The organism is Rhodococcus sp. CH91 (genome assembly GCF_022554085.1).
GTDB lineage: Bacteria > Actinomycetota > Actinomycetes > Mycobacteriales > Mycobacteriaceae > Rhodococcus.
Map to the genome: position 1 here is coordinate 159,647 of NZ_JAKFYR010000011.1, position 22,633 is coordinate 182,279.

Below are 22,633 nucleotides of genomic sequence, written 5' to 3' on the forward strand. Positions count from 1 at the left end.
TGCAAGCCTAGTCGAGGGGACCGACCGGAACCCTCAGAGCGTGTCGGGCTCCTCCGTGAATGCCGCGGTGACGTCCCGTACGGTTCGCAGGGCTGCTCGCGCCTGGTCCGCGGAGGCGGAGGCCAGGCCGCAGACCGGGCTGACCGCGACCGTGCGCAGGACCTTCCGGGGGAAGCCGAGGCGGTCGATCAGGTCCACTGCCGGCGCCGCGTGATCCCGCCAGCCGGTGGAGGCCGGAGCCGTGGCGGGTACCAGTCCGAGGACCGGCACCGTTCCCGAGTCGAACAGCTCTCCGAGTGCGTCGAGGTCGGCTCGCCGCACTCGTCCGACGTCGAAGGCGACCGCGTCGGCCGCGCTGCGCCGCAGAAGATCGGCCGGGAGCGTGCTCGCACAGCAGTGCACCGCGACGGACAGCCCGCTCCCCCGGATCGTCGTGTCGAGCACGTCGAGAGCTTCCGGCTCGGGCACGGCGGGCACCGTCTCGAGGACGGTTCTGCCCTTCAGCGTTCCGGCGAGGACGTCCGGCAACGACGGTTCGTCGAGTTGCGCGACGACCCGCACACCGAGCCTGCGGGTGATCTCGGCGGCATGCCGCGACAATCCCTCCGCGAGCGATTCGGCCAGGTCGCGCACGGCACCGTGGTCGGTGAGCACACGCCGGCCGGTCGCGAGTTCCACGTGGGCGGCGAGGGTGAGCGGTCCGGCGGACTGCACCTTCACGGGGCGTGCGGAGTCCAGGCCGGCGCGTTCCCAGGCTTCCTCGAGCGCGTCGAGGTCCTGCGTGAGCAGGTCTCTCGCCCGCGCGGCCACGGCACCGCGTCGCGATACCAGGCGATATCCGGTGGTCGACGTGTCGAGATACATGTCGACGAGCAGTGCACTCGTACGTCCGATGCTGTCGGCTCCGAGCCCGCGGGCGGGCAACTCGACGAGATGGGGCAGGTCGGTGAGTTCGCCGACGACCACCGCGGCCGCCTCGCGCGCATCCGTGCCGGGCCACGATCCGATCCCGGTCGCGAGACCGGACCAGACCTCGCGGCCGGTGACAGGCGCCGTCACCGGTCCCCTGCCGCGATGGTGCCGCTGCCGAGGACGATGTCGCCGCCTGCGTCGGGCCGGTACAGCACCGCGGCCTGGCCGGCCGCGACACCGGTGAGGGGTTCACGCAGCATGATCTCGATGCCGGTGCCCACGGCCTCGGCGACCGCCGGCGCGAGACCGCCGTGGGCGCGCACCTGGACGACGCACTCGATCGGCCCCACGGGGGCCGTGCCGGCGGTCCACACGGCCCGCTCGGCGCGGATCGACGCGACCTTCAGCTGTTCCGCGGGGCCGACGCGGACGGTACCGCTGTCCGGTTCGATCGCCGTGACGTACCGGGGCCGGCCGTCCGGCCCGGGACCCGCGATGCCGAGACCCTTGCGCTGACCGATCGTGAATCCGTGCACGCCGTCGTGCCGGGCGAGGACCTCACCCGAGCGATCGTCCACCACGGCGCCGGGGCGCACACCGATCCGGGCCCCGAGGAATGCACGGGTGTCCCCCGAAGGAATGAAGCAGATGTCGTGGCTGTCGGGCTTGTTCGCCACCGCGAGGCCACGCTCGGCGGCCTCCTCGCGGATCCGGCTCTTGGGGGTGTCGCCCACCGGGAACATCGCCCGGGAGAGCTGCTGCGCGGTGAGCACCGCCAGCACGTACGACTGGTCCTTGTCCGCGTCGACGGCGCGGCGCAGCACTCCGTCGTTCAGCTGCGCGTAGTGGCCGGTGGCGACGGCATCGAAACCGAGCGCCACCGCGCGGTCCGCGAGTGCCGAGAACTTGATCTTCTCGTTGCATCGCAGGCACGGATTCGGCGTCTCGCCGGCCGCATAGGAGGCGACGAAGTCGTCGATCACGTCTTCCTTGAACCGATCTGCGAAATCCCAGACGTAGAAAGGAATTCCGAGAACATCGGCGGCGCGTCGCGCGTCGCCGGCGTCTTCCTTGGAACAGCATCCGCGCGATCCGGTGCGCAGCGTCCCCGGCGCGGTGGACAACGCGAGGTGCACTCCGACCACCTCGTGGCCGGCGTCCACGACGCGCGCAGCGGCGACCGCCGAATCCACACCGCCGCTCATTGCCGCAAGAATCCTCATCCCCGGTCACCTCCTCGTCCACCGGCGCTCGCCAGCCCGGCGGCGCGTGCCCTGTCCACCACGGAAGGGAGAGTCTCGATCAGTCTCTCGACATCGCGTCGAGTTGTCGTGTGGCCCAGCGAGAATCGCAGGGATCCCCGCGCCGTAGCGGGGTCGGAGCCCATGGCGACGAGCACGTGGCTCGCGCGCGCGACCCCGGCCGTGCACGCGGAACCGGTGGAGCACTCGATGCCGGCAGCATCGAGCAGCATCAGCAGCGAATCCCCTTCGCACCCCGGAAAGGTGAAATGAGCGTTGTTGGGAAGGCGTTCCGCGCCGCGCGGGCCGTTGAGGATCGCATCCGGAATCTCCGCCTCGACCCCGGCGACGAGAAAGTCGCGCAGCGCCGCGAGTTCGGCGGTACGGGCGGGCAGATCCGCAGTGACCTCTCGCAACGCGGCCGCCATCGCCACGATGGACGCGGTGTCCTGGGTACCGGAACGCACGTCGCGCTCGTGACCGCCACCGTGGGCGAGCGGCACGCACGGCACCTGCCTTCCGAGCAGCAGTGCCCCCACGCCCTGCGGTCCGCCGAACTTGTGGGCGGCCAGCGTCAGCGCCGACAGTCCGCTCGCGGCGAAGTCGACGGGCAGATGCGCCACGGCCTGGACGGCATCGCTGTGCATCGGGATGTCGAACTCGGCGGCGACGGCGGCGAGCTCGGCGATGGGCATCACTGTGCCCACCTCGTTGTTCGCCCACATGACGGATACGAGTGCGACCTCGTCGCCGTGACGCGACAGTTCCTCGCGCAGGGTGGCGGGGTCGACGCGGCCCAGCCTGTCCACCGGCAGCCAGGTCACCTGCGCGTCCTCGTGCTCGACGAGCCACTCGACGGCGTCGAGCACCGCGTGATGTTCCACCGCGCTCGCGAGGATCCTGCGGCGGCGGGGATCCTGCGCGCGCCGCCCCCAGTAGATGCCCTTGACGGCCAGGTTGTCTCCCTCGGTGCCACCGGAGACGAAGATCACCTCGGAAGGCCGGGCACCGAGCGCGGCGGCGATCGACTCCCGCGACTCCTCGATGCGGCGACGGGCCGCACGACCCGAGCCGTGCAGGGACGAGGCGTTTCCGACCGTGGTGAGGACCTCCGTCAACGCCTCGACGGCCGCAGGCAGCATCGGCGTGGTCGCGGCGTGATCGAGGTAGACGGTCGTGGATGTACCGGAGGGACCGGAGGCGGGCGAGGTCATGACCGATCCAGGATAGCGGGTGAGCGGGGGTGCCCGTCGCGCTCAGGGTGGCCACGGCCCGGCCGGACCCGGAGGGTGGGCAGTCCCGCGCACGGTCGGCAGCGTGGATATGGCGTCGGCCACAGGGAGATCACCCGATCCCGCATACGCCGCGCGGCCCCGCTCCTGACGGGAGCGGGGCCGCGGGGTGGAGTGATCGCCGGAACGATCAGCCCTTGTGCTTCTTGACCTCTTCGGTCAGCTGCGGAGCGACGTTGAACAGGTCGCCGACGACGCCGTAGTCCGCGATCTCGAAGATCGGGGCCTCTTCGTCCTTGTTGACGGCGACGATGGTCTTCGACGTCTGCATGCCGGCCCGGTGCTGGATGGCGCCGGAGATGCCGAGGGCGACGTAGAGCTGCGGCGAGACGGTCTTGCCCGTCTGACCGACCTGGAACTGGCCGGGGTAGTAGCCGGAGTCGACGGCGGCGCGGGAAGCACCGACGGCGGCACCGAGCGAGTCGGCGAGTTCCTCGACGACGGAGAACTTCTCGGCCGAGCCGACACCGCGGCCACCGGAGACGACGATGGACGCCTCGGTGAGCTCGGGACGGTCGCCGCCGACGATCGGATCGCGCGAGACGACCTTCACGGCGTTCTCTTCCTGGGCCGGGACCTCGACCGCGACGCGCTCGGCGGCGGCAGCTTCGGGCTTGGCCTCGATGGCACCCGGGCGGACGGAGATCACGGGGACCTCACCGTTGGCCTTGGCGTCGACGGTGAACGCGCCACCGAAGATCGAGTGCACGGCCGAACCGTCGGCCTTGACGTCGACGACGTCGACGAGCAGACCCGAACCGATACGGGCGGCGAGACGGCCCGACACCTCCTTGCCCTCGACGGACGCGGCGGTGATGACGGCGGCGGGGCTGGTGGACTCGACGAGCGACGCGAGGATGTCGACCTTGGGGCTCACCAGGTAGTTGTCGACATCGTCGGACTCGGCGGCGTAGACCTTGACGGCGCCGGCGGCGGCGAGTGCGTCCTGCAGTGCGTCGGCGGTGCCGGGAGCGCCTGCCACGACGGCGGAGGGCTCACCGAGCGCGCGTGCGGCGGTGATGAGTTCGGTGCTGACCTTCTTGAGCGCGCCCTCGGCATGCTCGACGAGCACGAGTACTTCTGCCATTACTGCTTCTCTCCCTAGATATGTCAGGTGTTGTCGCGGGGGCGCGATCAGATGATCTTCTGGCCGACCAGGTACTGGGCGATCTTGGTGCCGCCGTCGCCCTCGTCGGCGACGCGCTCACCGGCGGTGCGCGGGGGCTTCGGGGTCACACCGGTGACGGTGGACGCAGCGTTCGCGACACCGAAGATCTCGGGATCGAGGCCGATGTCGGCGAGGGTGAGGGTCTGCACTTCCTTCTTCTTGGCGGCCATGATGCCCTTGAAAGACGGGAAGCGCGGCTCGTTGATCTTCTCGGTGACCGAGACGATGGCGGGCAGCGGAGCCTCGATGCCGAAGACACCCTCGTCGGTCTCGCGCTCGCCGGTGGCCTTGCCGTCCGCGAGGGTGAGCTTGCGCAGGTGCGTCAGGTGCGGGAGGCCGAGGTACTCGGCGATGATCGCGGGGACGGCACCGACGCGGCCGTCGGTGGCCTCGTTGCCCGCGATGACCAGCTCGACACCCTCGATCTGGCCGAGTGCCGCGGCGAGTGCATAGGCGGTCTGGATGGAGTCCGATCCGTGCAGGGCGGGATCGTTGAGGTGGATGGCCTTGTCGGCGCCCATCGACAGCGCCTTGCGGATGGCGTCGGTCGCGCGGTCGGGGCCGGCGGTCAGGACGGTGACCTCGCCGCCGTCGCGCTCCTTGATGAGCAGAGCTTCCTCGACGGCGCGCTCGTTGATCTCGTCGAGAACGGCGTCCGCAGCCTCACGGTCGAGGGTGTAGTCGCCGTCCGAGAGCTTGCGCTCGGACCACGTGTCGGGGACCTGCTTGATCAAAACGACGATGTTCGTCATGGGTCTGCGTCGACCTCCTGTGTGTAGCTGCCTTTGTCGGCAAGGCGCTGCCTGAACCGAGCACTCGTGTCTTTCACACGGCGTGTGCGATAGATTATCAAACGCTAAGTTACCAGCCAGTAACTTGACTGGATACCCGGTTCACCATAGCCGGACGGAAGGACGGGCAAACCTGTGATCTGGACCACCGGAGACGGGAGTCGTGGACGGGAGGCTAATGTCGTCGCGGTGAGCGACACCCCCGCCCGCGCCGACGACGCGCACACCCTCCCCCTCACCGGCGAACGGACCGTGCCCGGCATCGCCGAAGAGAACTACTGGTTCCGCCGACACGAGGTCGTCTACCGGCACTTCCTGGCCCGATGTGCGGGCCGGACCGTACTCGAGGCCGGTGCCGGCGAAGGGTACGGCGCCGACATGATCGCCGACGTCGCGAACCGGGTCATCGGCCTCGACTACGACGAGAGCGCGGTCGCGCACATCCGCGCCCGCTATCCGCGAGTGGACATGCGGCAGGGGAACCTCGCCGAACTTCCCCTCGACGCCGAGTCCGTCGAGGTCGTGGTGAACTTCCAGGTCATCGAGCACCTCTGGGATCAGGCGCAGTTCCTTCGCGAATGCCACCGCGTCCTGGCTCCGGGCGGGGAACTGCTCATCAGCACGCCCAATCGGATCACCTTCTCCCCCGGCCGCGACACTCCCCTCAATCCGTTCCACACCCGCGAGCTGAACGCGGCCGAACTCACCGAACTGCTCGACGAGGCGGGCTTCCGCGTCGAACTCGTCACCGGTGTGCACCACGGCCCGGCCCTGCGCGCCCTCGACGCCAAACACGGTGGATCGTTCATCGACGCCCAGATCGAACGCGCACTCGCCGGAGAGCCGTGGCCGGACGATCTCACCGCCGACGTCGCCGCGGTGTCGGTCGACGACTTCTCCATCGTCCCCGAGAACATCGACGCGAGCCTCGATCTCGTCGCCGTCGCAGTGAAGGACCCCGCGCCGTGAGTGCCGCCGCGACCCGCGAACCGGGGATGTTCGCACTCGTCCTCCATTCGCATCTGCCCTGGCTCGCCCATCACGGGCGCTGGCCGGTCGGCGAGGAATGGCTCTACCAATCGTGGGCAGCGACCTATCTGCCCGTCACCGACGTACTCCGGCGACTCGCCGCCGAAGGCCGCACGAAGATGCTCACGCTCGGCATCACCCCCGTGCTCGCGGCGCAGCTGGACGACCCGCACTGCCTCGCCGGAATGCATCACTGGCTCGGCAACTGGCAACTGCGGGCGCACGAGGCCGCCGGTATGCGCGAGGAGTCCTACCGCGCGCTCGGAGCCCGCGAGCACCGCGCCGCCTCCGCCGCTCTCGAGATGTTCGAAACCCGATGGCGTCACGGAGGATCCCCGGTCGTACGCGAACTGATCGACGCCGACGCCGTCGAACTGCTCGGCGGACCGCTGGCACATCCCTTCCAGCCCCTGCTCGACCCTCGCCTCCGCGCTTTCTCCCTGTCGGAGGGACTCTCGGACGCCCACGCCCGCTGGCAGCACCGGCCACGCGGCATCTGGGGCCCCGAGTGCGGTTACACCCCGGGCATGGAAACCGGCTACGCGGCAGCAGGTGTCGAACACTTCATGGTGGACGGCCCGGCACTGCACGGCGACACCGCGCTCGGCCGGACCGTCCGCGACTCCGACGTCGTGTGTTTCGGCCGTGACCTGCAGGTTTCGTACCGGGTGTGGTCGCCGAAATCCGGCTATCCCGGTCACGGCGCCTACCGCGACTTCCACACCTACTGTCACGACACCGGACTCAAGCCTGCCCGCGTCACCGGCCGCACGGTGGCCTCGCACGAGAAGGCGCCCTACGACCCGGAACTCGCCTCGCGCACCGTCGACCGGCACGTCGCGGATTTCGTCGAGACCGTCCGGCGTCGCCTGCGCAGCGAATCCGAACGTATCGGCCGCGACGCGCTCGTCGTCGCCGCATTCGACACGGAACTGTTCGGGCACTGGTGGTTCGAGGGCCCGATCTTCCTCGAGCGTTTGTTGCGCGCCCTCCCCGAGGCGGGGATCGAGGTCGGCACACTGGCCGAGGCACGCGACCGCGGGTACGTCGGCGATTCCGTCGATCTCGAGAATTCGTCGTGGGGATCGGGCAAGGACTGGCGGGTCTGGGCCGGAGACCAGGTCTCCGATCTGGTCCGGTTGAACGACGAGGTGGTGCGTACGACCCTCGACAGCATCGACAAGTCCCGCGAGAAGAACGCCGGTGCAAGGGAATTCCGCAATCGCACGCATGACCAGATGCTGCGCGAGGCACTGCTCACCGTCTCGAGCGACTGGGCGTTCATGGTGAGCAAGGACACCGCCGCCGAGTATGCGCGGGACCGCGCGCACAAGCACGCGCACGCCTTGCGTGAGATCGCCGAAGCGGTCGATGCCGGACGCGACGACACGGCACTGCGCTTGGCCCACGCGTGGAATCGCGCCGACAACCTCTTCCCCGCACTCGATGCCCGACGCCTGCCCCGACGCCACGGAGGCCCGGAATGAAGATCCTTCTCGTCTCGTGGGAGTACCCGCCCGTCGTCGTCGGAGGTCTGGGCAGACACGTCCACCATCTCGCCACCGAACTCGCCGGCGCGGGCAACGAGGTCGTGGTGCTGTCGCGGCGGCCCACCGGTACCGACGCCTCGACGCACCCCACCGTCAGCCATGTCGCCGACGGGGTCCTCGTGGTGGCGGTCGCGGAGGACGCGCCCCACTTCGACTTCGGGGAGGACATGATCTCGTGGACCCTGGCCATGGGGCATGCGATGGTCCGCGCCGGGGTGGGACTGAGCCGCGGCGGCATCGGTGAGGGATGGCATCCCGACGTCGTCCATGCCCACGACTGGCTCGTCGCGCACCCGGCGATCGCGCTGGCCGAGTACTTCGACGTGCCGCTCGTGTCGACCCTGCACGCCACCGAAGCCGGTCGCCACAGCGGCTGGCTGTCGGGACGGATCAACCGGCAGGTGCACTCCGTCGAATGGTGGCTCGCCAACGAATCGGACAGGCTCATCACCTGTTCGGCGTCGATGCACGACGAGGTGACCGAACTGTACGGTCCCGACCTGCCCGAGATCTCGATCATCCGCAACGGCATCGACCTCACCACCTGGTCGTACCGCGAACGCGAGCCGAGGACCGGGCCGGCACGGCTGCTCTACGTCGGCCGCCTCGAATACGAGAAGGGTGTGCAGGACGCGATCGCCGCGCTCCCCCGAATCCGCCGGTCGCATCCCGGAACCACCCTCTACGTCGCCGGCGAAGGCACCCAGTTCGAGTGGCTGCGCGAACAGGCGCGGGTACACCGCGTCGCACGATCGGTGAGTTTCCTGGGCAATCTCGACCACACCGAACTGCTCGGATGGTTGCACGGCGCCGACGCGATCGTGCTGCCCAGTCGCTACGAGCCGTTCGGGATCATCGCCCTCGAGGCGGCCGCGGCGGGGACCCCGCTCGTCGCGTCCACCGCGGGTGGCCTGGGCGAGGCCGTGGTCGACGGTGTGACCGGACTGTCCTTCCGGCCCGGCGACGTCGCGGGCCTGGTCTCCGCCGTCCGGGAGACACTCGACGACCCGGCCGCCACCCAGACCCGTGCCCGCGCTGCGCGGGCACGGCTGACGGACGACTTCGACTGGCGGCGCGTGGCCGAGGAGACCGCGCAGGTCTACTCGGCGGCGAAACGGCGGGTCCGCCATCCGCTCGCACGCCCCACCATCCCCCAGCGTCCGCTTCCGGATCGAGGCTGAGGGAGTGGATCCGATGACCTCGGAGACCCGAGAGCGTGTCCTCGTCGAGCGACTCCGTGCCCCCGACGGCACGCCCGGGCCCGACATCGCGGCCGTGGCCGAGCTCGTCAATGCCGTCTACGCCGTCGCGGAGGACGGACTGTGGCGTCCGGGTACCACCCGGACCGACGCCGACGACGTCGCGCGATCGGCGCGGGACGGGGAGATCCGCATCGCCCGGCTCGACGGCCGCATCGTCGGGTGCATCCGCATCGCGCGGATCGACGACACCACCGCGGAATTCGGGATGCTGGCGACCGATCCCACGGTCCGCGGCACCGGAATCGGGCTCCTTCTCGTGCGTTCCGTCGAAACGGAGTGCGCAGCAGCAGGTTTCACGACGATGCAGCTCGAAGTGATCCGCCCCCGAGACGACACGCACGAGTCCGAACAGTTCCTCGACTCGTGGTACCGCCGACTCGGCTACCACGCGCAGCGGCCGGCCTCGCTCGACGAAAGACATCCCGAACTCGTTGCCGCGACGGCAGTTCCGTGCGAGGTCGTCCCCTATCTCAAGGCACTCGGCTCGCTCGGCAGGCCGGAGGCCGGGGCGAGCGGCGGCTGACGGTCGAACCACGGGCGTGCCTGTTCGAGTTCGGCCGCGAGCGCGAGCAGTGTCGTCTCCCCGCCGAGTGGCGCGACGAACTGCACCCCGAGTGGAAGACCCTCCGGAGTCCAGTGCAGAGGCAGTGAGATCGCCGGTCTGCCGGTGATGTTCGCCAGTTGCGTGTACGGGACGGGACCGAGATTCTCGTCGACCATCCTGTCGATGAACCCCGCACGTCGGGCGATCCACGTCGCGCGGCTCGTCAGGAGCACCTGCCCGACGGCGCGCATCCACCGCGGTGTCGCGAGTTCGCCGATCCGGACCGGAGGCGTAGCGAGAGTGGGTGTGAGCAACAGGTCGTAGCGCTCGTGGAAGGCGGCGAGGCCGCGGGTATGGTCCGCCCACCTCCTGAGCGCCGCGAGATATTCCGACGCCGGGACGGCTCGCCCCAGGGCGGCCATCATGCGGGTGTCGAACTCGAACGCATCCGCACCGGCTCCCGATCGCCTGCGCGCATCGTCGATTTCGGCGGCGGCCGTGGCGAACCACATCGTGAGGAAGTCCTCGGCGAGTCGCCGCTCGTCGATGCCGGTCGCCGCAGGCTCCACCCGGTGCCCGAGCTCGCCGAGAAGCGCGGCAGCGTCCTCCACGGCAGCGATCGCCTCCGGATGGACCGGGGTCCCGAGCGGGGACGGCGTCGTGTAGCCGATCCGCAGGCGCGCCGGAGGTCGTGCGATGGCCCCGGCGAAGGACTCCGCGGGCGGCACCACGCTGTAGGGCCCCGCCGGATACGGGCCGGCCATCACGTCGAGAAACGCGGCGGCGTCGCGGACCGTCCGGGTGATGACCCCGTTCGTGGCGGCGCCGTGCAGCGGTTCTCCGCCCCGGGGGCCGGTCGGCACGAGTCCGCGACCGGGTTTGAGACCGACCAGTCCGCAACATGCCGAGGGGATCCGGATGGACCCTCCGCCGTCACTGGCACCGGCGGCCGGGACCACCCCCGCCGCGACGGCCGCAGCCGAACCACCCGACGATCCACCCGGCGTCCGCGAGGTGTCCCAGGGGTTGCGGGTGGCGCCGAAGGCCTCCGGTTCGGTGATCCCCTTCGCTCCGAATTCCGGGGTGTTGGTCTTGCCGAACGGGACGAGTCCGGCGCCGAGCCAGCGGTCGACGATGGCCGAGTTGTCCTCGGCGGGCAGCGCCGCGAGGGCTCGGGAGCCACTCGAGGTGGGCACTCCGGCGATGTCCTGACCGAGGTCCTTGACGAGGAACGGCACCCCTCCCAGCGGGCCGGAAGGCGATTCGCCCGCCCGCGCGCGGGCGTCCTCGTCGAGGCGGCGTACGACGGTGTTCAAGGCCGGTTCGACGACCTCGAGTCTGCCGATCGCGGCATCGAGCAGCTCATGCGCCGACACCTGCCCCGTCGCGACGAGTTCGGCGAGACCGACCGCGTCGTGACGCCGATATTCCGAATAGTCCATCGCTGTCCCCCGACAGTGTTCCGGCGCGCTCGGTGACTAGTGCACGTCCGCGGGTGTCTCCCCCGCCTTCTTCCGTGCGATGTCGGCGAGTGCTGCCTCCCGTGCGGCGCGCTCGGCGGCCGCGCTCTCCCACGTCATCTTACGATTCTTGACCACCTTGGCGGGCGAGCCGACGGCGATGCTGTAGTCGGGGATGTCGCCCTTGACGACGGCGTGCGCCCCGAGCACCGACCCGCGACCGACCCGGGTGCCACGAAGCACCGTGACCTTGGCCGCGATCCAGGTGTCCGGGCCGATACGGACCGGGCTCTTGACGATGCCCTGGTCCTTGATGGGATAGGTGATGTCCTCGGTGCGGTGGTCGAAGTCGCAGATGTAGCACCAGTCCGCGACCAGGGTCGACGCCCCGATCTCGATGTCGAGATAGGTGTTGACGACGTTGTCCTTGCCGAAGACCACCTTGTCGCCGATCCGGAGCGAACCCTCGTGGCAGCGGATCGCGTTCCCGTCGCCGATGTGGACCCACTTGCCGATCTCGAGGCGCGACAGCTCGGGTGTCGCATGGATCTCGACGTTCTTGCCCAGGAACACCATGCCGCGCAGGACCACGTGCGGATTGGCCAGCCGGAACTTCGCCAGGCGGTAGTACCGCACCAGATACCAGGGCGTGTACGCCTTGTTCTCCAGCACCCATTTCAGAGAGGACAATGTCAGGAATCGTGCCTGCTCGGAATCCCTGCGACGGGACCCGCGCCACCTCGCCGACAGAGGTGCACCCCACATGCTCGTCATAGGGGCAGCCTACGGTCCGCCTCCGTCGCGGTACACGCGCCCCGGCCCGATACGCTGACACGTCGAATCGTTCGCCTGTGGAGGAGTTGAGTGATGCGGGGTGTCCTGCGGACCGCGGTGCCGGCGCTGACGGTGGTCTTCGCGCTGAGCGCGTGCGGCACCGGCGCCGACACCGACGACGTGTTGTCGGCGGGCGGGTGGCCGGGGCGCCACTCCGATGCCCGCAACAGCAACACCGCGACCGCCGACGGCGTCGAGAACCTCGCGGACGCCTGGACGCGGCCGTTGGGCGGCGCGGTGGGCTCTCCGGCCGGGATCGCGGCCAACGGTCAGATCTCCGTGACCGCAGCGACGGAGTCCGGCTGCAATCTGTTCTCCTTCCAGATGGATACGGGCCGCAAGCGCTGGTGCACACGGCTCGCGCCCGCCGTCGCGACCGTCACCCCCGTCTCCGACGCGGTCGCCAACATCTACGTCGGTGAGGACGGCGGGCTGCTGTCGTTCAACGAGCACGGCCAACGCCGCTGGCGCATCCCCGTGAGCGGCACCCCGCGCAGCGCACAGTTCACCTCCGATGGAAACCTGCTGGTGGTCACTCATTTCGGGCAGGTCAACGTCGTCGACCCGCAGACGGGACAGCTCGAGGCGCCCCTGTTCGATCTCGTGCCGATACCCACCCTGGGCGACGGGCAGAACGTCCCCCGACTCGCGAGCGACCACGGCCTGCCGGCCTGTTTCGGGGGTTCGGAGGACTGCCCGGTGGCCACCACTCCGGCCGTCGACACCGCCACGGATCGCATCTTCGTCACCGTATGGCGCCCGGGCTCGGACCGATCCGCACTGGTGGCACTGCGGTACACCGCAGGCGACGGCGCCGGGGTGCGCGAGGAATGGTCCGCGACCGATCTCCCGGGTGGCGCCGTGACGAGTCCGGTCCTCTCCGGGGACCGTTCCACCGTCTACGTCCACGACGGGGAGGGCACGCTGTGGGCGCTGGATGCGTCGACCGGGCAGCCCCGCTGGAGCCACGAGACGGCAGGTCCTGTCGCCACCGGTCCCAGCGTCACCGCAGACGGATTGCTGCTGCTCGCGTCGGCGGACGGCAGTGCCGCGACGACGGCGTTACGCGACAACGGCGACAGCGTCGAGACGGTGTGGGAACGCGCGGACCTCCGCCCGTACGGCGCCCCGGCGGTGACCGCGGACGGGCTGGCCTATGTCGTCGTCGACGGCGAGGAAGGGCTCGTCGCGACGGTGTTCGACGTCGCGGACGGGCGGACGGTCGACGAGGAACCGCTCGAGCCCTCCCCCGGCCTGCCGGTCGGGACCGGAATCGGTCCGGACGGGGAGTTCGTGATCACCACGGTGGACGGCGACGTGACGGTGCTGCGTGCACCCGACTCAGTGTGAGGGTGTACAGACGAACGCTTCCGCGGTCCGGCCGATCCGGGTGACGACCACGCTGAGAGAGGCCGATCCGCGTAACTTGAGCCGGGGACGCACGACCGCCGGGTCGATGTCGACCCCGCGTACGAGGATCTCGACCGCGCCGCAATCACGGCGTGCGAGCGCCTGACGCAGCGCCTTCTCGCTGTATTTGAGCCGCTCGACGATGCGGAAGCCCCGTACTCCCTCGGGGAGGCGGTCGCCGGTGAGATAGGCGATCCGCGGGTCGAGTTGCCACAGTCCGTGCTCCGCCGCGTAGTGGCGGACGAGACCGGCACGGACGATCGCTCCGTCCGGATCGACGATCCACTCCCCGGGCTCACGCTCGGGGATGTCGTCGTCGACTGCGTCGGTGACCTCGAAACCGGTGCCGTCCGAACGCAGTACCGTCGCCCGGCGACGCACGTCCGGACTGCTCAGGCCCGGCGAGTAGAGGCACGCTTCACGGACTCCCCCGTCGAGCGAGACGATCTCCACTTCGCCGGCCCAGTCGAGCGAATCGAAATCCAGCCCGGGCGCGCACTTCACGGCCAGATCCCGGCCTTCGTAGACATCGAGAAGGTCGGGCAGAGGCGGTTGCAGCGCGGCGGGGTCGTGGGTACGCCGGCCCCCTGCTCGGCGGGCAGGGTCGGCGATCACCGTGGTGCCTCTCGTCACGGGGCGCAGGGCATCGGCGCGCAGCAGGTGCGCGCCGGGGACGTTGTGCCCTGCCATCGCCAGTCGCACCTCGTCGAGATCGCTGCCGATCACGGTGTCGGCCACCCCGACGAGTGCGGCGAGTTCGGCACCGATCGAGCACGTCACGTCGTGTACGACCCGTCCGCGTAGTCGGTGGGCCCGGTGGGCCGCGACCTGTGTGGGGGTCGACTGCTGCAGAGCGTCGTCGGTGAAGATCCACGCCGAGGCCCCGCCGATCTTCGCCTCCGCTCTGCGACGCAACATGACCGTTTCGACCAGCATCGCGGCACGATCACCGAAATGCGTACGCGCCCAGCCGATGTCGGCGAGGCGCGTACGCGTCGTCAGTTCCCGGCCGGCGACCCGCGCGAGCGCGTCGCGGCCGTCGTCCGACGTCAGATACTCGACGTCGGCGAGGGTGAAGTCGTAGCCCAACTACTTACCGGGCTTCACACCGGTGATCATGACGTTGTAGAAGAAGCTGCGGGGAACGACGTGCTTGAGCACGTTCTCGTCCAGCCAGCTCAACGTCTTCCATCCACCGAAGGCGAACTTCGCCCAGTTCCAGCCGAGCTTCTCCTGCGGCACCGCGGCCTCGAAGGTACGCACCGGCCAGCCGAGCAGCGCCGCGGCGAATTCCTCACTCGACGCTTTAACCTCGACGGCACCGGCCGACGAGGCCAGGTTCTCGAGATCCGAGGGGTCGAAGGTGTGCAGGTCGACGACGGCCTCGAGGGCGGCCGCCCGGGAGGACTCGTCGAGTTCGGTCTGCGGACGACGCCAGTCGCGCAAGAAGGGCAGCCGGGTGATATTGGTCGTGGCCTCCCAGGTGACCCGGCCGAGCAGGCGCGCATAGGCGTTGCCGATCGTGCTGGGTTCACCGGCGAAGACGAACCGGCCACCGGGCTTCAGCACGCGCAACACCTCGCGGAGAGACTGCTCGACGTCCGGGATGTGATGCAGCACAGCATGTCCGACCACGAGGTCGAAGGTGTTGTCCTCGTAGGGAATGGTTTCGGCGTCGGCGACGCGGCCGTCGACGTCGAGACCGAGATTCTCGGCGTTGCGCAGCGCGACCTTCACCATGCCGGGCGACAGATCGGTGACCGACCCGCTCTTCGCGACCCCACCCTGCATGAGATTGAGGAGGAAGAAGCCGGTGCCGCAACCGAGTTCGAGAGCGCGCTCGTAGGGCAGGGGCTGGTCGCCCGCAGCGGCGACGAACCGGCCCTTGGCGTAGTCGATGCAGCGCTCGTCGTACGAGATGGACCACTTCTCGTCGTACGTCTCGGCTTCCCAGTCGTGGTAGAGAACCTGGGCGAGCTTGGTGTCCTCGAGGGCTGCCGCGACCTCTTCGGCCGTGGCGTGCGGATTCGGCGCGGGGTCGACCCCGTCGGTCCTGCTGGCAGTCATGCGGTGATCCTACTCATCGGTAAGCTGTGGACAAGTACAGGTGCCGGCCGATGTCACTCGCCGACGAACGTCGCCTTGCCCGGCCCGTTCTCCAGGAACGACTCGAGGCCGATCGTGCGGTCCTTCGTGGCGAACAGGGCGGCGAAAACGTGCTGCTCGATCTTCAGCCCCGTGTCCAGATCCGTGTCGAGCCCCTGGTCGATCGCAGCCTTCGCCGCGGCCAGTGCCCGCGAGGCCGCCCCGGTGAACTGCCCGGCCCAGCGGCGCGCCGCCTCGTAGACGTCGTCCGGCGCGACGACCTCGTCGACCAGTCCGATGGTCAGCGCCTCTTCGGCACCGACGAAACGGCCGGTGAACACGATGTCCTTCGCCTTCGCCGGACCGACGAGCCGGGCCAGCCGCTGCGTGCCCCCGCCACCGGGAATGATGCCGAGCAGGATCTCGGGCGTCCCCAGCTTGACGTTGTCGCCGACGATGCGGCGGTCGGCACCGAGCGCCAGTTCGAGACCCCCACCGAGCGCGTAACCGGTGATCGCGGCGACAGTGGGCTTGGGGATGTCGGCGATCGATCCGAGAGCCGACTGCAGGTCGCCGGCGATCTCGCTCATCCGCACGAAGTCGAGTTCGGCCAGTTCCTTGATGTCGGCGCCGGCTGCGAAGACCTTCTCGCCGCCGTAGACGATCACCGCCTTCACGTCGGCTCGCACCGTCGCCTGGCGCGCAGCCTCTCTGATCTCCTCCTGAAGCTGACGGTTCAGAGCGTTCATCGGCGGGCGGTCCAGACGGATGGTGCCGATCCCGTCGGAGACCTCGAGGGTCACGAATTCAGCCATGGCGTTCAGCCTAGATGTCGGAACGCCGGGCCCACGGATGAGTACCTGCCTCGTAGTAGGCCTCGTCGCCGTCGAACGCGATGTGGATCGCTCCGTCGTCGCGGCGGCTCATCACGGGCAGGACCGGTTCGATGACCGGATCGGCCCTCATGATGTCGGCGACCGTGCCGAACCCCGACAGGATCGACAGCTGACTCCACGTGGGCGGCAGCAGAATGCAACGCCCCGACCGCCAGTCGGCGAGGGCCTCGTCCGCGGTCTGCCACTGCACCAGATCGGTCTCACTGGTATTTCCGTCCGCCCGCTGCCCCTGAGGGACGGCGGCGACGAAGAAATGCGTGTCGTAGCGGCGGCGCTCCCCCAGCGGAGTGATCCAGTTCGCCTGCGGCCGCAGCAGATCCGCGCGCAACACGAGGTCCTCCCGTTCCAGGAAGTCACCGAAGGACAGTTCCCGCGCCTCGAGCAAGCGCCGCGCCTGCGCGTACTCGGTGGTGTCGGCCACGACGGTATCCGGGCTGGGCCCGGCCAGCAGAACGCCGCATTCCTCGAAGGTCTCGCGCACCGCGGCGAGCACCAACGCGCGCGCCCGGTCCTCACCGACGGCGAACTTCTCTGCCCACCAGGACACCTCAGGCCCGGTCCACCGCACCTCGGCGTCGGTGTCGGACGGATCGACACCGCCGCCGGGGAATACGGTCATGCCACCGGCGAAGTCCATACCGACGACGCGGCGCTGGAGGAACACCTCCACCCCGCGCGGCGAGTCCTGCACGAGCATCACGGTGGACGCGTCGCGGATGGGTACCGCGGTCGGATCGAAGGAGGATGCCGAGCGATCGTTGGCCATGGCCTCAACCTAACCGATGGCCCGAGCACCGCCCGAGCCGGAGTTATCTCCGGTGTCGTCCCGGCTGCCGCGTGCGGCGCGCGAAGAACCGGTCGTCGACCTTGTCCAGCGAGATCGACTGGCTGAAGGCGGCACTGAGGTTCTCGGCGGTGATCACGTCGTCGAGCAGACCCTGCGCCACGACCCCACCCTCCTTCAGGAGCATCGCGTGCGTGAAACCGGGCGGAATCTCCTCGACATGGTGGGTGACGAGCACGATCGCAGGGGCGTCCGGATCGGCGGCGAGCGTGCCGAGCCGCGCCACGAGTTCCTCACGGCCGCCGAGGTCCAGACCCGCCGCCGGTTCGTCGAGGAGCAGCAGTTCCGGGTCGGTCATCAGCGCCCGGGCGATGAGGACACGCTTGCGCTCGCCTTCCGACAACGTCCCGTACCGGCGATCGGCGAGATGTTCCGCTCCGAGGCTCTCGAGCATCTCCACCGCGCGGGTCGTGTCGATGTCGTCGTACTGCTCGCGCCAGCGTCCCAGCACGCCGTAACCCGCCGAGAGCACCAGGTCGGTGACCTTCTCGTCGTTCGGCACCCGACTGGCCAATGCCGCCGAAGACAATCCGATCCGAGGTCGCAACTCGGACAGATCGGTCCGGCCGAAGGTCTCGGCGAGCACGTGCGCGGTACCCGAGGTCGGAAAGGTCTCGGCAGCCGCGACCCGCAGGAGGGTCGTCTTCCCGGCGCCGTTGGGTCCGAGGACCACCCAGCGTTCGTCGAGTTCCACCTTCCAGGTCACGGGGCCGACGAGGACGTTTCCGCCGCGTCGCACCATTACGTCGTCGAATTCGATGAGCAGATCGGGATCAGGTTGTGCCACGACGTCCATCTTGTCTTACGTCCGAGCCCGAAACGCGGCAGGATCGGTTCCCGTGTCGTCTTCCACACCCGAACCCGTTGTCGTCACCACCACGGTCGCACTGCCGGACCGGGCGGCGTTCCCCCTCGGTCCCGCTCCGGTGGACGGCGGGACACGATTCGCCGTCCACGCTCCGCACAGCGACCGCGTCCAGGTGTGCCTCGTGGACGACGACGGACACGAGCGTCGCGTGGACCTACCCGATCGGACGTACGGGGTCTGGCACGGGATCGTTCCCCAGGTGGGAGCGGGTCAGCGGTACGGCTACCGCGCGTACGGTCCGTGGCGCCCCGAACGGGGTCTCCGCACGAATCCGCACAAGATCCTGCTCGATCCATGGGCACGGCAGATCGTCGGACGGGTGGACGAACCGAGCCGGCTACTCGCCCACGACGGAGATCCGTTCGGCGCGATGTCCACCCTCGATTCGCTCGGCCACACTCCCCTGTCCGTGGTGACACCCGCCCTGACGCCGATGCATTCCAAGCCACGTGTCCCATGGGAGAACACCGTCGTCTACGAACTGCACGTCGGTTCGTACACGGCCCGCCATCCGCTCGTGCCGCCGGAACTGCGTGGCACCTATCTCGGACTCGCCCATCCTGCGGTGATCGACCATCTGGTCGGTCTGGGAGTCACGACCGTCGAGTTGCTGCCCGTGCAGGCGTTCGTGACCGAGCCGTCGGTACGGGCGCGTGGGATGCGCAACCACTGGGGTTATTCGACCGCCTCGTATTTCGCACCGCACCCCGCGTACGCCGTGACGGAGGGCAACGAGATCGCCGAGTTCCGCACGATGGTCGACGCCTTCCACACCGCCGGCCTCGAGGTGTTGCTCGACGTGGTCTACAACCACACGTGCGAAGCCTCGGTGGACGGGCCGAGCCTGTCGTGGCGGGGACTCGACGCACCCGGCTACTACCTGCTCGACGGACATGGGCGGGACGTGGATCTGACGGGATGCGGCAACACCGTCGACGCGTCGTCCCCGATCGCGGTGCGCATGGTGTGCGACAGCCTCCGCTACTGGGCGGACGTGATGGGCGTGGACGGATTCCGCTTCGACCTGGCGAGCGCCCTCGCCCGCCCGCACGGGGGCCCCTTCGATCCCCGGGCCGCGCTGCTGACCGCGATCGTCACCGACCCGATCCTGTGCGACGTCAAACTCGTCGCGGAGCCGTGGGACGCGACCGCCCACGGTTATCAGCTCGGCAACTTCGGGACACAGTGGGCGGAATGGAACGACCGCTACCGCGACACCGTGCGGCGGTACTGGGCGGGGCGGTCCGGGATCCGCGAGGTCGCCTCACGACTGACCGGCTCGGAGGATCTCTACGACCGGAACATCCGGCAGCCGTGGATGTCGGTCAACTTCGTCACCGCCCACGACGGATTCACCCTCGCCGACGCAGTGTCGTACGAACGCAAACACAACGACGCGAACGGCGAGGAGGGACGCGACGGGTCGAACAACAACGAATCGGTCAACCACGGCGTGGAAGGCCCGACCGACGATCCTCGTGTCCGGGCCGCCCGCGACCGCCACGTGCGGGCGATGCTGGCGACACTGCTGTTGTCGACGGGCACCCCGATGCTGCTCGCCGGCGACGAGTTCGGGCACACGCAGCACGGCAACAACAACGCCTACTGCGTACCGGAGGACGTACCGGTGCGCGACGCCTGGCCGCTGGACTGGGAGCACGCCGACCGCACACTCACCGACTACGTACGGGAACTGCTCCGCCTGCGCACGCGCGTGCCCGTCCTGCGGCAGCGGCGCTTCTTCGACGGCCGCGCCCGGTCGGTGGGCTACCCCGATCTGGTGTGGTTCGGCGTCGAGGGAGTCGAACTCGACGACCGGGCGTGGCACGACGACAGCCGTCGCACGCTCCAGGCCTGGGTCGACGGCTCGCAACTCGGCACTGTCACCCGCACCGGCATCACCCTCGAGGACAGCAGCGGCCTGTTCGTCCTGCATTCCGGAGGCGCCGCGACGGTGACCCTGGCCGGCCCGGAGTGGTACCGCGGCGACGTGGTGTGCGTGTTCGATTCGAGCGTTCCCGACGGCCGCCCCGCCGACACCACTCCGCTCCGCGTGGGAAGCGCGCGTCCGCTCGACGGCCCCACGGTGCTGATCTACCGGATCGCCGACGACGAACGCAGCCGATAGCCGAACCCGCTCCTGCTACGACTCGCCCCGGACGGCGACGACCGTGACCGATCCCGGCGCGACCTCGGTGAAGCCCGCGTCGCGGACCGCGACCGCCGAACCGGACTCGACGCGGGCGAGCAGAGCGTCCCAGGCCGCCTCGTCCGCGTCGCGGACGGCACAGGGGAAACCGGCCTTCGCCCATTCACGTGCGGCGTCGACGTCGAGCGCACCGGCGAACAGCATGGCGGCGTGACCGACCTGGGCAGCGGCCTTGCCGACGGTCATCCCGAGATTCTTCTGCACCCAGAAGACGGGCACGCCGGGTGCCGGTTCGGGTGGCGCGTCGTGCGGCAGGTCGGTACCGCCGATCTGCAACCGGGCGATGCGCGGATCCAAGTCCCCGACGGGGCCGGGCACGAGCGCGCGGGCCTGGGCGCCCGCGTGTTCGACGGTGACCCCGTCGACCTCCTGAGCGGCACGCCAGTGGGCTCCCCGCGCGCGGCGCGCGACCTTCCGGATACGCGCGTCGTTCCAGGCGAGAAAGGGTTCCTGCCACGGACCCGGTTCACCGTCCGGTCCCGGGCCGACCCTCGGGTCGAGGCACAGTGCGACGGTGGCCGTCGCCGCTGCCTCCAGCAGTGCACTGCGAGCCGGTGGTTCCGCCTTCGGAATGTGCAGCACGATGGGCATCGCCTGCACCTTCGCGGGGTCGTCCGGGTCGGGCCGGTGGCCGTATCCGCGGGCGAGCACGCCGTGACGCTCGCCGAAGAGCGGGTCCGAGGCCGGATCGACGACCGGCACACCGGTCGCCTCGGCGGACGCGGAATGCGGTTCAGGCACCACGATCGATCGGAACTCGACGCAGGGTTCCGTCGACTCGGTCGGCGGCCTCGATCTCCTCGCGCGTGACGCCGAGGACGAAGAGCACCGCATCGAGGTAGGGATACGACAGGGCGGTGTCCGCGACCTCGCGCAGCGCAGGCTTCGCGTTGAAGGCGATACCCAGTCCTGCTGCCGCGAGCATGTCGATGTCGTTCGCGCCGTCTCCCACCGCTACGGTCTGCTCCACCGGCACGCCCGTCTCGACGGCGAACTCGCGCAGGGCGCGCGCCTTCGCCGCACGGTCGACGATGTCGCCGACCACCCGGCCGGTGAGCTTGCCGTCGACGATCTCGAGAGTGTTGGCGCGGACGAAGTCCAGCTCGAGTTCGTGGGCGAGCGGATCGATCACCTGACGGAAACCGCCCGAGACGACGCCACAGCGGAAACCGAGCCGGCGCAGAGTCCGGATGGTCGTTCGCGCCCCGGGGGTGAGTTCGAGCTGTTCCGAGACCTCGTCGATCACGGTGGCCGGGAGTCCGGCAAGGGTGGCGACGCGTTGTTCCAGCGACTGCGCGAAGTCGATCTCCCCGCGCATGGCGGCTTCGGTGACCTCGCGGACCTTGTCCTCCACGCCGGCGTGCGCCGCCAGCATCTCGATCACCTCACCCTGAATGAGAGTGGAGTCGACGTCGAAGACGATCAGGCGCTTGGAGCGACGGGCGAGACCGCCACGCTCGACCGCGATGTCCACGTCGAGGCCCGCGGCCAGTTCGACGAGGGCGTGCCGCAGTGCGGCATCGGCCTCGGCACCCGTGTCGGAAGCGGTGATCATCAGTTCGAGACCGGTGAGCGGGTAGTCGGCGATACCGCGGATCGAGTCGATGTTCGCGCCCTGCGCTGCGAGTGTGCGGCCGACCGACCTCAGTGCCCGGGCACTGATCGGGCTGCCGAGTACGACGACGGCGTGGGTCGAGACGGTGCGCGCACCGCGCTCCGCACCGATCTGGACGTCCGCGTGCATCCCGATGGTGGCCATCGCGGACTCGACCTCGTCCTGCAGCGCTTCGACATCGTTGGGGCAGACGACAAGGACGCCGAGGGTGAGCCGCCCGCGGATCACGACCTGCTCCACGTCGAGGAGGTCGACGTCGTGACGCGTCAGCGCTGCGAACAGCACCGAGGTCACGCCGGGATGGTCAGGTCCGGTCACGGTCACCAGAACCGTGCTGTCAGACGCCACTACGTCTCCGATCACTTGTCTTGTCGAGGTACACACGGACGCACGCGCGTACCGGCTCATCCGTCCCATTGTTGCAGGTCGGGACCTCCCGCCCACCCGCGGGTCCGGGCTTGCGAAACGGCCGAAGCCCTACCCGGCAGTCGGGTAGGGCTTCGGTCGATCGTCGATCTGCGGCTCAGGCGCGCGGCTGGTCGCCGGGGGTACGGTCGGCACCCTCGAGGACGTTCACGTTGTGCTTGTCGCTGCCCGGACCCACATGGGCCTCGGCACGCATC

The 22,633-nt window shown here is 69.5% G+C and carries 20 protein-coding genes; 6 read left to right on the top strand and 14 right to left on the bottom strand.

Annotation, left to right across the window (positions count from 1 at the left end; translation table 11 throughout):
* Positions 1 to 33: 33 nt before the first annotated feature.
* The 5 genes from MOM01_RS19520 to MOM01_RS19540 form a co-directional block, all read right to left on the bottom strand.
* Positions 34 to 1,059 carry a methionine synthase gene (locus MOM01_RS19520; RefSeq protein WP_241387085.1) on the bottom strand — a complete coding sequence of 342 codons (1,026 nt, stop codon included), beginning with the start codon at positions 1,057 to 1,059 and terminating at the stop codon, positions 34 to 36.
* Positions 1,056 to 2,135 carry a tRNA 2-thiouridine(34) synthase MnmA gene (gene mnmA, locus MOM01_RS19525; RefSeq protein ID WP_241387086.1) on the bottom strand — a complete coding sequence of 360 codons (1,080 nt, stop codon included), beginning with the start codon at positions 2,133 to 2,135 and terminating at the stop codon, positions 1,056 to 1,058. The genes MOM01_RS19520 and mnmA overlap by 4 nt, the downstream gene beginning before the upstream one ends.
* The gene (locus MOM01_RS19530) at positions 2,132 to 3,367 is read right to left on the bottom strand and encodes a cysteine desulfurase family protein (protein WP_241387087.1); all 1,236 of its coding nucleotides are present in this window, start codon (positions 3,365 to 3,367) and stop codon (positions 2,132 to 2,134) included. The genes mnmA and MOM01_RS19530 overlap by 4 nt, the downstream gene beginning before the upstream one ends.
* Positions 3,368 to 3,575: 208 nt before the next feature.
* Positions 3,576 to 4,532: an electron transfer flavoprotein subunit alpha/FixB family protein gene (locus MOM01_RS19535; protein WP_241387088.1), complete on the bottom strand. Its 957-nt coding sequence runs from the start codon at positions 4,530 to 4,532 to the stop codon at positions 3,576 to 3,578.
* Between the two features lie 47 nt (positions 4,533 to 4,579).
* Entirely contained in the window at positions 4,580 to 5,365 is a 786-nt protein-coding gene (locus tag MOM01_RS19540) for an electron transfer flavoprotein subunit beta/FixA family protein (protein WP_241387089.1), read from the bottom strand.
* Between the two features lie 228 nt (positions 5,366 to 5,593).
* Between MOM01_RS19540 and MOM01_RS19545 the strand changes: the two genes are divergently transcribed.
* Genes MOM01_RS19545 through MOM01_RS19560 form a run of 4 tightly spaced genes read left to right on the top strand, consistent with a single transcriptional unit; the run spans position 5,594 to position 9,768 of the window.
* A complete protein-coding gene (locus MOM01_RS19545; protein ID WP_241387090.1) occupies positions 5,594 to 6,373 on the top strand; it encodes a class I SAM-dependent methyltransferase in 780 nt (259 codons plus the stop codon).
* A gap of 26 nt (positions 6,374 to 6,399) precedes the next feature.
* Positions 6,400 to 7,920: a 1,4-alpha-glucan branching protein domain-containing protein gene (locus MOM01_RS19550; RefSeq protein ID WP_241387114.1), complete on the top strand. Its 1,521-nt coding sequence runs from the start codon at positions 6,400 to 6,402 to the stop codon at positions 7,918 to 7,920.
* A complete protein-coding gene (locus MOM01_RS19555) occupies positions 7,917 to 9,164 on the top strand; it encodes a glycosyltransferase family 4 protein (RefSeq protein WP_241387091.1) in 1,248 nt (415 codons plus the stop codon). The genes MOM01_RS19550 and MOM01_RS19555 overlap by 4 nt, the downstream gene beginning before the upstream one ends.
* Positions 9,165 to 9,177: 13 nt before the next feature.
* Positions 9,178 to 9,768, top strand: a complete 591-nt coding sequence (locus MOM01_RS19560; RefSeq protein WP_241387092.1) for a GNAT family N-acetyltransferase — start codon at positions 9,178 to 9,180, stop codon at positions 9,766 to 9,768.
* Here MOM01_RS19560 and MOM01_RS19565 read toward each other — a convergent pair.
* Both MOM01_RS19565 and MOM01_RS19570 read right to left on the bottom strand, forming a co-directional pair.
* A complete protein-coding gene (locus MOM01_RS19565; RefSeq protein WP_241387093.1) occupies positions 9,711 to 11,231 on the bottom strand; it encodes an amidase in 1,521 nt (506 codons plus the stop codon). The two genes, MOM01_RS19560 and MOM01_RS19565, sit on opposite strands and share 58 nt — an antisense overlap.
* A gap of 36 nt (positions 11,232 to 11,267) precedes the next feature.
* On the bottom strand, positions 11,268 to 12,023 hold the full coding sequence (locus tag MOM01_RS19570; RefSeq protein WP_241387094.1) for an acyltransferase: 756 nt from the start codon (positions 12,021 to 12,023) through the stop codon (positions 11,268 to 11,270).
* 93 nt (positions 12,024 to 12,116) lie between these two features.
* Between MOM01_RS19570 and MOM01_RS19575 the strand changes: the two genes are divergently transcribed.
* Positions 12,117 to 13,433 (top strand): outer membrane protein assembly factor BamB family protein, encoded by a 1,317-nt coding sequence (locus MOM01_RS19575; protein WP_241387095.1) that lies wholly within the window; start codon positions 12,117 to 12,119, stop codon positions 13,431 to 13,433.
* Here the strand turns inward: MOM01_RS19575 and MOM01_RS19580 are convergent.
* The 5 genes from MOM01_RS19580 to MOM01_RS19600 are packed head-to-tail and all read right to left on the bottom strand — an operon-like array spanning position 13,425 to position 18,114.
* Positions 13,425 to 14,582, bottom strand: coding sequence for a THUMP-like domain-containing protein (locus MOM01_RS19580; protein ID WP_241387096.1), 1,158 nt, complete (start codon positions 14,580 to 14,582; stop codon positions 13,425 to 13,427). The genes MOM01_RS19575 and MOM01_RS19580 overlap by 9 nt on opposite strands.
* Positions 14,583 to 15,560 carry a class I SAM-dependent methyltransferase gene (locus MOM01_RS19585; protein ID WP_241387097.1) on the bottom strand — a complete coding sequence of 326 codons (978 nt, stop codon included), beginning with the start codon at positions 15,558 to 15,560 and terminating at the stop codon, positions 14,583 to 14,585.
* A 53-nt stretch (positions 15,561 to 15,613) separates the two neighbouring features.
* On the bottom strand, positions 15,614 to 16,393 hold the full coding sequence (locus tag MOM01_RS19590; protein WP_241387098.1) for an enoyl-CoA hydratase-related protein: 780 nt from the start codon (positions 16,391 to 16,393) through the stop codon (positions 15,614 to 15,616).
* A 10-nt stretch (positions 16,394 to 16,403) separates the two neighbouring features.
* Positions 16,404 to 17,240 carry an NUDIX hydrolase gene (locus MOM01_RS19595; RefSeq protein WP_241387099.1) on the bottom strand — a complete coding sequence of 279 codons (837 nt, stop codon included), beginning with the start codon at positions 17,238 to 17,240 and terminating at the stop codon, positions 16,404 to 16,406.
* A gap of 43 nt (positions 17,241 to 17,283) precedes the next feature.
* Positions 17,284 to 18,114: an ABC transporter ATP-binding protein gene (locus MOM01_RS19600; RefSeq protein ID WP_241387100.1), complete on the bottom strand. Its 831-nt coding sequence runs from the start codon at positions 18,112 to 18,114 to the stop codon at positions 17,284 to 17,286.
* A 43-nt stretch (positions 18,115 to 18,157) separates the two neighbouring features.
* Here MOM01_RS19600 and glgX point away from each other — a divergent pair, with 43 nt between their 5' ends.
* Positions 18,158 to 20,314: a glycogen debranching protein GlgX gene (gene glgX / locus MOM01_RS19605; RefSeq protein WP_374112336.1), complete on the top strand. Its 2,157-nt coding sequence runs from the start codon at positions 18,158 to 18,160 to the stop codon at positions 20,312 to 20,314.
* A gap of 15 nt (positions 20,315 to 20,329) precedes the next feature.
* Here the strand turns inward: glgX and MOM01_RS19610 are convergent, their stop codons facing one another.
* The gene (locus MOM01_RS19610; protein ID WP_241387116.1) at positions 20,330 to 21,097 is read right to left on the bottom strand and encodes a peptidyl-tRNA hydrolase; all 768 of its coding nucleotides are present in this window, start codon (positions 21,095 to 21,097) and stop codon (positions 20,330 to 20,332) included.
* Between the two features lie 31 nt (positions 21,098 to 21,128).
* Positions 21,129 to 22,358 carry a phosphoserine phosphatase SerB gene (gene serB, locus MOM01_RS19615; protein ID WP_241387101.1) on the bottom strand — a complete coding sequence of 410 codons (1,230 nt, stop codon included), beginning with the start codon at positions 22,356 to 22,358 and terminating at the stop codon, positions 21,129 to 21,131.
* Positions 22,359 to 22,633 lie beyond the last annotated feature (275 nt).

Coding starts and splice junctions, on each gene's coding strand:
- MOM01_RS19590 (WP_241387098.1), bottom strand. CDS start 16,393: ATGGCTGAATTCGTGACCCTCGAGGTCTCCGACGGGATCGGCACCATC.
- MOM01_RS19565 (WP_241387093.1), bottom strand. CDS start 11,231: ATGGACTATTCGGAATATCGGCGTCACGACGCGGTCGGTCTCGCCGAA.
- MOM01_RS19585 (WP_241387097.1), bottom strand. CDS start 15,560: ATGACTGCCAGCAGGACCGACGGGGTCGACCCCGCGCCGAATCCGCAC.
- MOM01_RS19575 (WP_241387095.1), top strand. CDS start 12,117: ATGCGGGGTGTCCTGCGGACCGCGGTGCCGGCGCTGACGGTGGTCTTC.
- MOM01_RS19595 (WP_241387099.1), bottom strand. CDS start 17,240: ATGGCCAACGATCGCTCGGCATCCTCCTTCGATCCGACCGCGGTACCC.
- MOM01_RS19530 (WP_241387087.1), bottom strand. CDS start 3,367: ATGACCTCGCCCGCCTCCGGTCCCTCCGGTACATCCACGACCGTCTAC.
- MOM01_RS19570 (WP_241387094.1), bottom strand. CDS start 12,023: ATGACGAGCATGTGGGGTGCACCTCTGTCGGCGAGGTGGCGCGGGTCC.
- MOM01_RS19550 (WP_241387114.1), top strand. CDS start 6,400: ATGTTCGCACTCGTCCTCCATTCGCATCTGCCCTGGCTCGCCCATCAC.
- MOM01_RS19600 (WP_241387100.1), bottom strand. CDS start 18,114: ATGGACGTCGTGGCACAACCTGATCCCGATCTGCTCATCGAATTCGAC.
- mnmA (WP_241387086.1), bottom strand. CDS start 2,135: ATGAGGATTCTTGCGGCAATGAGCGGCGGTGTGGATTCGGCGGTCGCC.
- MOM01_RS19555 (WP_241387091.1), top strand. CDS start 7,917: ATGAAGATCCTTCTCGTCTCGTGGGAGTACCCGCCCGTCGTCGTCGGA.
- MOM01_RS19560 (WP_241387092.1), top strand. CDS start 9,178: ATGACCTCGGAGACCCGAGAGCGTGTCCTCGTCGAGCGACTCCGTGCC.
- MOM01_RS19540 (WP_241387089.1), bottom strand. CDS start 5,365: ATGACGAACATCGTCGTTTTGATCAAGCAGGTCCCCGACACGTGGTCC.
- MOM01_RS19535 (WP_241387088.1), bottom strand. CDS start 4,532: ATGGCAGAAGTACTCGTGCTCGTCGAGCATGCCGAGGGCGCGCTCAAG.